This is a genomic window from Streptomyces sp. NPDC127595 (genome assembly GCF_042671685.1).
Lineage (GTDB): Bacteria > Actinomycetota > Actinomycetes > Streptomycetales > Streptomycetaceae > Streptomyces.
Map to the genome: position 1 here is coordinate 712100 of NZ_JBHXWK010000001.1, position 12805 is coordinate 724904.

Annotated in this window: 9 protein-coding genes; 6 read left to right on the forward strand and 3 right to left on the reverse strand. The window is 71.1% G+C overall.

The annotated features are described in order from the left end of the window. The first annotated feature begins 1 nt into the window (after position 1). From ACFVKT_RS03035 to ACFVKT_RS03060, 6 genes are all read left to right on the forward strand, one after another. Entirely contained in the window at positions 2 to 1309 is a 1308-nt protein-coding gene (locus ACFVKT_RS03035) for a B12-binding domain-containing radical SAM protein (protein WP_385726911.1), read from the forward strand. Between the two features lie 7 nt (positions 1310 to 1316). Next, positions 1317 to 2432, forward strand: coding sequence for a Gfo/Idh/MocA family protein (locus ACFVKT_RS03040; protein WP_385726913.1), 1116 nt, complete (start codon positions 1317 to 1319; stop codon positions 2430 to 2432). Then, on the forward strand, positions 2429 to 3280 hold the full coding sequence (locus tag ACFVKT_RS03045) for a class I SAM-dependent methyltransferase (RefSeq protein WP_385726915.1): 852 nt from the start codon (positions 2429 to 2431) through the stop codon (positions 3278 to 3280). The genes ACFVKT_RS03040 and ACFVKT_RS03045 overlap by 4 nt, the downstream gene beginning before the upstream one ends. Next, positions 3277 to 4899 carry a serine hydrolase domain-containing protein gene (locus ACFVKT_RS03050; RefSeq protein ID WP_385726917.1) on the forward strand — a complete coding sequence of 541 codons (1623 nt, stop codon included), beginning with the start codon at positions 3277 to 3279 and terminating at the stop codon, positions 4897 to 4899. The genes ACFVKT_RS03045 and ACFVKT_RS03050 overlap by 4 nt, the downstream gene beginning before the upstream one ends. 26 nt (positions 4900 to 4925) lie before the next feature. Further along, complete coding sequence (locus tag ACFVKT_RS03055) at positions 4926 to 5393, forward strand: methyltransferase dimerization domain-containing protein (RefSeq protein WP_385726919.1); 468 nt, start codon at positions 4926 to 4928, stop codon at positions 5391 to 5393. 172 nt (positions 5394 to 5565) lie between these two features. Then, complete coding sequence (locus ACFVKT_RS03060) at positions 5566 to 8406, forward strand: AAA family ATPase (protein WP_385726921.1); 2841 nt, start codon at positions 5566 to 5568, stop codon at positions 8404 to 8406. Positions 8407 to 8760: 354 nt separating this feature from the next. On the opposite strand, the gene ACFVKT_RS03065 is transcribed toward ACFVKT_RS03060, so the two are convergent. The 3 genes from ACFVKT_RS03065 to ACFVKT_RS03075 form a co-directional block, all read right to left on the reverse strand. Continuing rightward, a complete protein-coding gene (locus ACFVKT_RS03065; protein ID WP_385726923.1) occupies positions 8761 to 9684 on the reverse strand; it encodes an alpha/beta hydrolase in 924 nt (307 codons plus the stop codon). Next, entirely contained in the window at positions 9681 to 9965 is a 285-nt protein-coding gene (locus tag ACFVKT_RS03070) for a hypothetical protein (protein WP_385726925.1), read from the reverse strand. The genes ACFVKT_RS03065 and ACFVKT_RS03070 overlap by 4 nt, the downstream gene beginning before the upstream one ends. Positions 9966 to 10028: 63 nt before the next feature. Then, the gene (locus ACFVKT_RS03075; protein ID WP_385726927.1) at positions 10029 to 12719 is read right to left on the reverse strand and encodes a LuxR C-terminal-related transcriptional regulator; all 2691 of its coding nucleotides are present in this window, start codon (positions 12717 to 12719) and stop codon (positions 10029 to 10031) included. Positions 12720 to 12805 lie beyond the last annotated feature (86 nt).

Below are 12805 nucleotides of genomic sequence, written 5' to 3' on the forward strand. Positions count from 1 at the left end.
CATGCGCATCTGCCTGGTCACTCCCAGCAATCGATTCGACCAGTACTTCATCCAGGTTCCGCTCGACGTCCTGCTGGCCGCGGGTCAGCTCCGCGCCGAGGGCCACTCCGTCACCGTGTGGGACCAGCGGCTGGAGGACTCGGCGCCCACCGTGGACCAACCGGACATCGTGGTGGTCTCGTCCGCCATCGCCGACCGGGCGCAGTGCTACCCCCTGGACATCGGGCCCGTCCGCGTGGCCGCCGACCGGGCCCGACAGGTCTTCCCCACGGCCCGCACCCTGGTCATCGGCCCGCACGGCACGCACCTTCCCGAGGCGACCCGGAACGCGCTCGCCGCGGACCACATCGCCATCGGCGAGGCCGACTCCGCAGCGGTGCACGCCGTGCGCTGCCTGGAACGGGGCGTCACCGCACCGGTCCTGTCCGGCGACCTCGCCACCGTCGCCTCGCCCCTGGCCATCGTGGGCGACCGCTTCACACCTTTCCCGAACCTCCCCCTGGACGACTGGGCGCTGCCCGCCTACGACCTGGCGCCCATGGACCGCTACACCGCCGAGGTCGTCGTCGACGGCCTCCCGCAGCCCGGCCCCTGCGGCATGGTGCTGGCGGCGCGCGGCTGCACGTACGGCTGCACCTTCTGCCACCTGCCGTTCGGCACCCGTATGCGCACCGGACCGGTCGACCGTGTGATCGCCGAGATCGAGGCGCAGCGTGCGGCCGGTCTGGAGTTCCAGTTCTTCCTCGACTACGTCTTCGGCATCAACAAGTCCTTCTACAGCGAGATCTGCGACCGGATGAAGGGTCGCGGAATCGGCTGGGTCGGTCAGACCCGGGCCGAGATCGTGCTCAAGACCGATGTGCGGGAGTGGGCCGCCGCCGGCTGCCAGGGCATGTGGCTGGGCGCCGAGTCCCCCTCGGTCGCCGGCGCCGGCGTCCACAAGCGCGTCACCGAGGAGCAGATCCACGAAGCCGTGGTCAAGCTGCGCGACGCGGGGATCACGCCCTTCGCCTTCGTCCTGCTGGGACTGCCGAACGACGACGCCTGCATCTCGGACTGGCTGGTCGACTGGGCTTCGGGCATCCCCGCCTGGTTCGGCATCAACCAGTTGTTCCTGCGACCCGGGACCACCCTGTACGACCAGCATGCTCCGCAGTACAACGGCGGTGTCCTGCCCAGCACATGGGACCAGGTACAGCAGGTGACCGATCGGTACCGGGGGGCCTACCCGGCCGACCTCGACGACCAGGAGCGCCGGCTCACCGCACTGCCCAACTACCTGGGCAACGCCATCGCCCCGGTGGGATGAGGCAGCCGTGCTGACCTTCGGGATCATCGGATGCGGCTCCATCGGCGGCTTCCTGGGACGCCTGCTCAGCCGGGCGGACCCCGAACTGGCCGACCGGGCACGGCTGGTGGCGATCGCCGGCCGCGACCCGGCCGGCGCCAAGGCGCTGTCCGCCGAGCTGGGCTGCGAGCCCATGGACACGGCCGGCCTGCTGGCCCGGCCGGACATCGACGCCGTGATCGTCGGTACGCCGAGCGGAACCCACGCCGAGCTGGCGACCGCCGCCCTGCGCGCGGGCAAGCACGTGCTGGTGGAGAAGCCCATCGACGTGTCGACCCGGGCCGCCGACCGGCTGATCGCCGCCGCCCGGCGGGAGGGCCGCGCGCTCGGGGTGATCTCCCAGCACCGCTTCGACCCGGCGGCCCGGCTGGCGCGGGCCGCCGTCGAGAACGGAGAGCTGGGGCGCATCACGTCGGTGACGGTGGAGCTGCCTTGGTGGCGGGACCAGTCGTACTACACGTCCGGCTCCTGGCGCGGCACCCGCGAACTGGACGGCGGAGGTGCGCTGATGAACCAGGCGGTGCACGCGGTGGACCTGGTCCAGTGGCTGGTCGGACCGGTCGTGGAGGTCACGGCGCAGACGGCGCTGCTGGGCCACCACGGCATCGAGGTGGAGGACGTCGCCTGTGCGACCCTGCGTTTCGCCGGCGGCGCCCTCGGCTCCCTGCTGGCCACGACGGCGGCCTACCCCGGCCGTACGGCCCGCACGGCCGTGTACGGCGACCGGGGTTCGGTGGTCGTCGACAACGATGAACTGGCCTACTTCCACGCCGCACGCGACGGCGAACGAGCCCCCGCGTACGGGGCGTACGGCAGCGCCGACCAGTCCGCCGAGCACACGGCCTCCCAGCAGCGGGACCTGACCAGGGACCGCAACGGCCTGTTGTACCAGCCGCACCGCGACCAGGTGCTGGACTTCTGCGACGCGGTGCGCGACGGCCGTCCGCCCCTCGTGGACGGACCGGCCGGACGGCAGGCGGTGGCCGTGGTGACGGCCGTCTACGAGTCGGCCAGGACCGGCTCCCGGCAGCGACTGGACAGCGGAACCGGTCCCGAACATCCCGAACAGGAGAAGAACCAGTGAGCGACGTCGTGCACGACAGCGTGAAATCATCTCTCGCCCAGCTCTTCGACCGCAGCGCCCCGACCTACGAGAAGGTCGGCGTCGACCACTTCGCGGACCTGGGACGGCGGCTGGTCGACCGCGCCGGCATCACGGCCGGGGAGCGTGTCCTGGACGTGGGATGCGGAACCGGCGCCGTGCTGGTCCCGGCGGCCCGCGCGACCGGACCGGGGGGCGAGGTCATCGGCGTCGACCTCTCGGCGGGCATGGCGGCGCGCGCCGAGGAGGAGATCGTGCGGCGCGGTCTGCACCAGGCGCGGGTGGTGGTCGGGGACGCGGAGACGCTCGCCGCGGACGACATCCCGGCCGACCCGGAGAGCTACGACGCCGTCCTTGCCGGGATCTGCCTGTTCTTCTATCCCCGGCCGGACGAGGCCATGGCCCGCTACCGGCGGCTGCTGAAGCCGGACGGACGGTTCGCGCTGTCCTGGTGGGGGAGGCCGGATCCCCGATGGGACGCGGTATTCACGGCCAGCGCCCCCTTCGGCCGCGGACCGTCCTCGCACGCGCTGCCCGGCGACAGCCCGTTCCGTTCGGTCGAAGCCCTGCACGCCGCGCTGTTCAAGGCCGGGTTCGACGACGTGGACACCGTCGAGGAGGACTGCGTCACCCGCTTCGACAGTGACGAGCAGTGGTGGCAGTGGGTGTGGTCCACCGCGGGCCGTCAGTTCTGGGAGAGCGTGCCGGAGGAACTGCGACAGGACGCCGTCGCCGCCGTGAACGCCGAGCTGGCCCGGCTGAAGGCCGCCGACGGCAGCCTGTCGAGCACCTCGAAGGTGAGGTTCACCCTGGCCAGGAGGGTGAGTTGAGGACCGCCCCGGCCGACGTGGATCCCGCTGCCGCGACCGGCCGACACCCGCTGTTCTCGACCGAGTGGTTCGCCTGCGCGACGGCCGGGTCCGCCCGACTGCCCCTCGACGAGTCCTCGGCGATCCGTATCCGACTGGACGTCACCGACGCCCCCCGGGGCACCGCGGACACCCTGCTGATGCTGGCCGACCTGAACACCGGGACACTCCGGTTCCTGCCGGGTCCCGCGCCCGAGCGGCCGACACTCGCCTTCACCCTCACCCACGCCGACGCCGGAACGCTGCTCTTCGGCGACCAGGAGCAGCGCGTACGGCTGTTCGAGCACGGCGGGCTGCGTCTGGAAGGGGCGTTCCTCTTCATCTTCTTCCTCGACCGCCTGCTGGCGCAGGACGCGCCAGGAACGCTGTCCGCTCTCCGGTCCCGCACCGTCGGCCTGCCCGGCGGACCCGCCCCCACCCGGTGGCCGGACCTGGCGGGGGCGGGCCCGGCCCCGGAGGAGAAGGCCGCGCTGCAGGAGGCGGAAGAGGTGTTGCCGCGGACCATGGCGGCGCTTCGCGCGGAAGTCGGCGTCAGCACCCCCGGAGCCCAACTGTACGTATCGCACCGGGCATCGGGCGCCGTCGTCTCGGCCGCCCTGGGCGAGAGCCGGCCCGGTACGGCCTTCGCCCGCGACTCCTGGCCCATCTGGTACTGCTGCTCCAAGGCCGTCGGAGCCGTGGCCATCGGCCGGTTGTGGGAGCAGGCCCTGGTGGACCCTGAGGACCCGGTCGCGACGTACCTGCCATGGTTCCGCGACAGCGGCAGGGAGAACATCACCCTCTTCCAGATACTGACCCACACGACACCGGTGCCCATGGCACTCGATCCGCTGCACGGCAGCTGCGCCGCGCCCGTCGAGCTGCGGCGCGAGCAGCTGAGGACGATGACGGTCCCGCCGGACAGCCGTCCGGGCGAACGCATCAACTACGCGCCCTGGTGGGCGTGGTTCCTGCTGGCCGAGGTGGTCAGGGCGGTCGACGGCCGCAGCTACGAGCGCTACCTGACCGAGGAGATCCTGGCGCCCTGCGGGATGGACGACACCCGGGTGGTGCTCACGCCGGAGGAGTACCGGGCGGCCGCCGACCGGCTGCCGCTGATCCACATCGCCGGCGGTGGGTTCCCGGTCCAGCCGACCCACTGGTACGCCACCGAAGCGGCCTGCACCCGGCCGATATTCGGGCTCAACATGCGCGGACCGGTCCGCGACCTCGGCCGCTTCTTCGAGATGTTGCTGGCCGGTGGCCGGGGGAGGAACGGCCGGGTGCTGCGGCCGCAGACCGTGACGGCCATGACGTCCCGTCAACGGGTAGGACTGACCGACCCGTTCGGCAACGCGGACTGGGGACTCGGCTTCCGTGTGGAGTCCCGTCATCTGGGCGAGGCGTACACGGCCTTCAGCCGCCACGCCTCACTCCGCGCCTTCGGGCACTACGGACTGTGGACGTCCCTCGCCTTCGCCGACCCGGACGCCGGTCTCGTCGCCGCGCTCCACCTCAACGGCAAGACCCTGCAGGACGATCACCAGCGGCGGACCCTCGCCATCGGTGACGCCCTCTACCAGGACCTCGGTCTCTCGTGACCGAGGCCGTCACGAAAGGAGAACCGATGGCCCCGGTCCCGGTCGACGCACGGTCACCGCACAACGTCATCGCCCTCGCCACCGCCCCCTGGAGCTCGAAGGCGCTGCTCGCCGCGATCGAGTGGGGAGTGTTCACGGAGCTGTCCCGACGCGAGGGCACCGTCGCCGACCTGTGCGGGCGCATGGACATCGAGGACGGCAACGTGCCGGAGTTCCTCGACATCCTGGTCGCGCTGGGCCTGCTGGACCGGACCGACGGCGTCTACCGGAACGCGCCGTCGGCCGACACGTACCTCAATCCGTCCGAGCACGGTGGCGACATCACCGCGTACCTGTCCTTTCTCAACGCCGGCCGCGACGGCTGGTCCAGGCTGACCGACGGTCGGGTATCCGGTGGTGGCGCCCGGTCGGCGGGGGCCTCCTCCAGTGCCGCCTTCGGCGAGGCGATCGCCGCCTTCGAGCGGTTCACGGGCTTTGCCGGCGGCTCCGAGTAGGCGGATGCGGGAGCTAAACATTGAGGGACGACTGCCGGACCTAAACGTTTGTGAAAGTCTCCTCAAACTGCTCTCCTGTAAACAGTAAGAGGGGCCCAGCAGGGCAGATGGGCGCTGATATCTTTTTCCGACGGGGACCAGAGGATGATTCTGTGAACGCATAGGCGGTATCGTGGATTCGTGCAGTTACAATCCGCATGCAAAAACGCTTGATGAATTACTGGCGGGAGATGAACAGTCCGAGGGTGGCGTCATCATTCTCCACGGAGGACCAGGAACCGGGAAGACCTCGGCATTGCGCAGTCTCCGAACACACTGGACCGCTTCGGGGTCACTTTACCTGGCAGCCACTGGATTTCACAACGAACGTGAAGTACTTGGCAGCACGATCGAGCAGCTCACGCAGACTCCCGGAATACCCGACCCGCTACAAGGGACCCTGCGGCAGCTCATGGACCGCCTGACCGCACCCGCCGCGAGCGCCGCCGCGAGAATCCGCTGTCTGCACGGGTTCGTCGCCACGCTGACCGGCACGGCGCGGCTTGCGCGGCCGGCGATCGTCGTGGACGACATGCACAACGCGGATCGGGCCTCGCGGGCCAGCCTTCTCCACATCGCCCGGCGCGCCCGGGACGTCGGCATCGTCGTGGTCTTCTCCTGTACCCGGGATTTCTGGGAGAGCGGGGTCCACAGTCCGGGCCTCCTGGGGCTACCCGACTGCCGGACGGTCGAGGCGAGCGCCCTGTCGGATCCCGACATCCGGATGTTGCTGGAGGGGGAGGTCGGTGCGGAGGCGGCCGCCGCTCTGGCCTGCTCCGCGCACCGGATCAGCGGGGGCAACCCCAGGCTCGTCGCCGGGCTCCTCCAGGATCTCCGTACGGACGGTGTGCCGCCCGAGGCGTCGCCGGGTCCGGTCGGGGGCGCCCTGCGGGCGGCCTACCGGGCCGGCCTCGCACGTCACCCCGCGCTCTGGGACTGCGCCCTGGCCCTGGCCGTGCTCGGCGACGGCGGCACCTCCGCGCAGGTGGCCCGGCTGTTACGGCGTGAGGCCGACGAGGTCGCGCACCAGATCGAGGAGCTCAACCGTGCGGGCTTTCTCCGGGACGGCGCGTTCCGGCATCCCGGCATCCGTACCGCGGTACTGGAAGGGGCGGACCGTGTCGAGCGCTCCTCCCTCCACCGGCGTGCGGTCGCGACACTGCGGGCCGACGGGGCGTCGTTCCGCACGCTCGCCGGGCATCTCATCGCCGCGGACCGCGTACCGGACGAGGTGGAGGTGTCGATCCTGCTGTCCGCGGCACGCGAGCGGCTGTCGCGCGGCCAGGCGGAGGAGGCGCTCAGCTGTCTGCGGCTGGCCGACCGGGCCGAACTGGACGAGCAGACCCGGGCGGACGTCTCCACCGACCTGGTCGACGCTCTCTGGCACGTCAACCCCGCTGCGGCCAGGCAGGACGCCGAGTTGCTGCTGGCCGCCATGTCCGCGGGGCTGCTCAAGGAGCACGGGCTGCGGCTCCTCATCCCCTTGCTGCTCTGGTTCGGGCGCCACGAGGAGGCCGAGGAGGCCATCCGCAGTCTGGAAAAGCTCCCCCCGTCCGCCCAGGGCGGGGAACGGACCCGGGACCTGGCGTTCCTCGTCGGGTACCTCCGGCCGGAACTGCTCGACGCTCTCCCGGCATCTCCGGTGGACCCGACCCGCTCGGATGTCACGCCGGCGGCTCAGCTGGGAAAGTCCGTAACCCCGCCCTTCGGCAGTACCTGGATCGATATCACCTCGCGTGAGCGGCCTTCGCTGTGCTCTTCGCCGACGGACGGCGAGGGGATAGGCACCTGTATTCGGCGAGGGCCGACCGCTCCGAATCTGTCGCGGTTCTGGGATCGCAATGTCATATATCTGCTGGAACTCCTCCAGCACGGGCATCTGCTGGACACCGACCGCCTGTGCGGGGAGTTACTGAATCGGTTGCCCGCAGCCGAATCGCCGGGACGTCGGGCATTTCTGACCGGCCTGCAATCACATGTGCGGATGCTTCAGGGGGACCTGCGGGCGGCGGTGCGACTGGGCGTCGCCGCGTTGGAATTGCTTCCCCTGCATAGCTGGGGGGTCGCCATCGGCGCTCCGCTGTCCGCGCTGATCACCGCCCATACCTTTCTGGGTGAAACGGACGAAGCCGCTCGTTACCTGGAATATCCGGTCCCATATGAAATGATGAAATCATACTTCGGTGCGGCGTATCTGATGTCGCGCGGACATCACTTTCTGGCCACCGGCCGTCCGGACGCGGCGTTGAGCGACTTCACCGCGTGTTCCTCGCTGACCGCCGGGCAGCGAGGAACGCCCCTCGACCTGATCGGCTGGCGCAGCAGCGCCGCGGAGGCGCATCTGGCCATGGGGGCGCCGCAGTTGGCCCGGCAGCTGGTCACCACGGAGCTCTCCCTCCTCAGCAGCCGCCCCAGCCTTCCCCGGGGGCGCGCGCTGTGCACCCTCGCCGCCGTCGACGAACCCGAACGACGGCGAGCGTGGCTGGAGGAGTCCGTGCAGACCCTGCGCGCGTGCGGCGGCCGCCTCTCGCTGGCGGGCTCACTCGCCGATCTCAGTCAGTTCCACATGGAGGCCGGCGACACGCAGCCGGCGCGCGCCCGGTGGCAAGAGGCGCTGCGCCTGACCGACGAGTGCGGCCTGTCTCGCGAGAGGGCTGAAGTCGCGCTCTGTCGACCCGTTCGATGGTCCGTGTCCCCGCTAAGCAAGGGGCCCGCCGATGGAGGGAGCGCAGTCGAGACGGACGCAGAGATCCTGTCGGAGGCGGAGTGGAAGGTGGCCACCCTGGCCGCCGGAGGCAAGTCGAACCGACAAATAGCCGCCGAGCTGTACGTGACGGTGAGCACGGTCGAACAGCACCTCACCCGTGTGTACCGGAAACTCTCGATCAAGCGACGGCCGGACCTCTCCAAGGTGCTGGGGGCATCCGGTCTCGGCATCGGTCGGCAGCACTCCTTCACCGGGAACATCAGCTGACCGCAGGCGCGGCGGCCGGGCAGCGGAAGCAGGACGGCGCACCCTGAACAAGGGTGCGCCGCCGCCCCGTTCCAGGAGGGGGACCAGCACTTCGCGTTCCGACGGCCTGAAACCGCCCGAGCCTGGAGGCGGGTTGCTTCCAGGGCGGGCGGATAGGCGTCGGCGGCATGGACACGTCCGGCCCCCAGCAGCAGGACCGTTCGCGCGGGGTCCTGGCTGAGGCGGGCCGCGAGGACCGCACCGGCCGAACATCCGCCGCCGACGACCACATCGGCAGTCGGGGGTACGTCGGACATGGCGATCCTTTTTGTGGTGCGGGCGGTTGAGCCCGGTGGTCGCGTCGGTCGGCGAGCGTCACCTCACCTCCCGCTGTCCGGTGCCGCGTTCCGCACCGCCGAGCCGCGCGGCCAGGAAATGTCCGGCCCTGTCCAGCGCGGCGGCCGATTCGTCGAGGAGCGGACCGTAGGCCTGGAAGACGTGCGGCACCCGAGGGGTGACCTCCAGGGTGACCTCGACGTCCGCGGCGGCGGCTCGCTGCGCCAGGCGTACGGCGTCGTCGAGGAGGACCTCGTGCGTTCCGACCTGGATGATGAGGGGCGGCAGCCGGGACAGATCCGCGAAGACGGGGCTGATCAGGCCGAGCGCCGGGTCCTGTCCCGCCGTGTAGTCGGCGACTCGGGGTTCGAGGAGCTCCCGGCTGAGCAGCGGGTCGGCCCCTCGCTTGGTCTCGATGGTGGTCCCGGCCAGGGTGAGGTCGGCATACGGCGACATGACGTAGGCCGCGGCCGGCAGGGGCAGCCCGTGATCGCGGGCGTTGACCAGAGTGGCGACGGCGAGTCCGCCGCCCGCGGAGTCGCCCGCGAAGACGATGTCCGAGGCGGCGACGCCGTCGTGCAGGAGGGCTTCGTAGGCTGCCGACGCGTCGTCCACCGCCGCCGGATACGGATGTTCGGGGGCGAGCCGGTAGTCGACGGAGAAGACCTTGGCACTGGTCCGCCGGCCGACCTGCGCGGCCAGGCCGGCGGAGCTGAAGGCGTCCCCCAGGACGTAGACGCCGCCATGGAAGTAGAGGACGACGTGCCGGGGTTCGACGCCTTCGACCGTGATCTCGGCGGTGGGGACACCACCCAGTGTCGTCGGCTTCACGGTCACATCGGCGGGCAGCGGCTGCGATGTCAACTCGCGCAGCAGCCGCCGCTGTTCGCTTACATCGCTGTCGACCGGGAGGGCGGACTGACGCAGGATCACGTCGAGGGAATCCTGTTGCTCGGTGCTCACGGAGCGTCTCCCTTCAGTGGGGGCGCGCACTCTGCTCGCCCGGGCCGGTCCGAGGGGTCGAGTCGGAGCCGGGGCAGGACTCTGCGGACCTCGAGGAGATCAAGGCCCAGGGACTCGATCTCGGAGAGGACGCCGAAGAGCGCCGCGGCGTCCGGCAGCAGCCCGGTGAGCACGGTTTCGGTGCCCTGCTGCTCCGGCACGAACGCCGGGAACGCCGTCAGCAGAGTGGGCCCGAGGTGGCCGTTCACCCGGATCTGATACTGGACGGGGTCATCACCCATGCGCTCATGGTCGTCAGCGGTCAGGTGAATCCGCGTCACCGGAATCCGGTGATCGTACGAGGCTCAGGTACGGCCGTTGGACAGCAGCCGCAGCTCACGGCCGCGCTGCACCGCCGAGGATCGGTCCCCGGCGCCGAGCTTGGCGTAGATCCGTCGGATGTGGGTGTTGACGGTGTTGAGCGAGACCGACAGTTCGGCGGCGATCTCGGGCCGGGTGAGGTTCGTCGGCAGGTAGCGCAGGACGCGCAGCTCGCTGGGGCTGAGCTCCTCGGCAGGCCTCGGAGCCGACCGGTCGGTACCGGCCGGGGCGTCGCCGCGGACGGCGTCGAGGATGTCGGCGACCAGCGCGGCGTGCGACGTCCTGTGGTGCACGCTCACAAGCAGTTCCCCGGCGCCGGTCATCGCGAACGGCAGGATCAACCGGTCCGGCTCGGCGAGGCTCAGTGCCTCTTCGACGGCCGCCCTCGCAGCATGGTCGTCGCCCAGGTCGCGGCAGGCGAACGCGTCCAGCAGCCGGGCCTCGATCGGGGTGAGGAAGGAGTTGACGGGGGCGGTGCCGTCCAGGACCGACCGGAGCTCGCGGCGGGCGCCGGCGGGGTCGTGCTCGGCGAGGCGGATCACCGCGGCCGCGGTGCGGACTTCACCGGTGGCGGCCTGCCGGTCGTCGAGGGCGGCGAGTTTCGCCCGCGCCTGGTCGACCATCCCGAGGCGGGCCTGGGCGGCCATCGTCCAGGCCGTGACCTGGTACGACAGTCCGTGCCGGCCCGCCATGTGCGCCTGCACCTGCTCGGCGGCCGTCAACTCGGCCAGTGCCTCGCGGTGTTGGCCGCGCGCCGCCGGAAGCATCGCGGAGATCAGCCGCACCAGCAGCCGGACGCCGGGTTCGCCCTCGGACCGGGTGGCGTCCCGTGCGCGGTTCAGCCACTGCTCGCCCTGGCCGAACTCGCCCGTGAAGATCAGCGTCCCGGCCAGGCACGCCTGCGCGGGCGCGATCACCGGCTCGGCCTCCCAGCCGTACCGCGCGGCCAGCGCCACGGCCTCCTCGCAGCGCTGCCTGACCAGGGCGAAGGAGTGGCTGCCTGAGGCGAATCCCAGGTGGGCACGGCAGGCGACCTCCAGGTAGGGGCGGCCGATGTCGCGGGCGAGCGCCGCGCCCTCCAGAAGATGCCGCTCACTGTCGGCGAGCCGCAGTGACCAGGCCTCGGTGACGCCCAGATTCAGAAGTACGAGGGCTCGCAGGTCGCCGGCGAGCGCGATCTCGGCGTTGGACTGGCCGGCGGCGGGGGAGGGCAGCGCGTCGGCCTGCTCGAAAACCGCGTCGAAGTGCCCCCGCAGCCGGGCCAGTAGCAGATCCAGAGACGTGATCGCCGTCCGCAGCCGAGGCCGGCGGTCGGGCGGTGCCGAGGCGGCGTACGACCTGGCGATCTCGAGGTGCGCCTGGGCCTCCTCCAGGCGGTACTGGTACAGGTCGGCGTTGGCGTGCACCAGGGCCAGCTCCGGGTGTTCCTCGCTGGCGCGGGCCGGGAAGGAGCGCAGCAGGGCCACCACCGTGCCACCCTGCCCGTCGAGCGTGAGGCTGACGGCGTGGTCGGTGAGCAGGCGGGCCGCCTCGCTCCAGTCGCCGGCGGCCTGCAAGTGCCGTACGGCATCGGCTGCTTGGGCGTGTTCGGCGAACCAGCGGGCGGCCAGCCGGTGCAGTTCCGGGACGGCTTGCGGGAAGGTGCGGCGCAGTTCCAGCCGGAGCAGGTCGGCGAACAGGCGGTGGTAGCGGAACCAGGTGCGGCCGGGATCGAGCGACACGACGAACGCGTTGGCTTCCTCCAGGTCCAGCAGGATGCGTTCGGACCCGGTCGCGCCGGTGAGCAGATCGGCCAGTTCGCCGTTGATCCGGTCGGGCAGGGAGGTGCGCAGCAGCAGCCGTTGCACGTCGGCCGGTTGCCGCTCCAGCATCTCGGCCATCAGGTACTCGGCGACCGTACGGTGACTGCCGGAGAACTCGGCGACGAACCGTTCGGGATCCGGGTGCCCGGTCAGCGAGAGCACGGCGAGCCGCAGCCCGGCCGCCCAGCCCTCGGCACGCTGGTGCAGCCTGCCGGACACATGGTCGGGCATTGCTACACCGCAGGCGGTGAGGAGGTCACGGGTCTCGGTCTCGGTGAAGCGCAGTTGCGCGGCGCGGATCTCGGCCAGTTCGCCGCTCAGCCGAAGCTTGTGCAGGTGCAGCGGCGGGTCGTGGCGGGTGGCCACGATCGCGTGGACGCCGTCGGGGAGGTTCGTCAGCAGGGTCGTGAGCTGCTCGACGGCCTCGGCGGAGCTGAGTTCGTGCAGGTCGTCGATGACGAGGTAGAAGGTTCCGCCGGATGCCGTGATCTCGGACAGGACCTTGTCCACCATGGCGCCGCCGTTGAAGCCGGGGGTCACGGGCGGCGGCTGGCCGGCGCCGTCGGTGCCGGCCACGGCGCGGACCGCGTCCAGCAGGGCGAGCCAGAACAGTTGCGCGTCCTGCTGGCCGGGCCGTACGGACAGGAACGCGATACGGCGGTCCTGTCGCGGCCGGTCGGCCCAGGCGCGCAGCAGTGACGTCTTTCCGCTGCCGGCGGGCGCGGAGATCATCGTCACCCGCTTCTCCGCCGCGCGGTCCAGGGCGGCGATCAGGTCGCGGCGGTCGATGAGACCGGGCCGGCTCCGTCCCGGTGCGCGGCCCGAGCCCGCTGTGGCCGGCAGGTCGGGCCTGGCGCCATGTCCTTGGGGCACGCCGTCAGCGTAGCCGACGCGAATCACCGCATCCCGGCGACGACCAGTCACCTTCGCGGCGGCGATCCTGAGCATGCGCCGAAGGG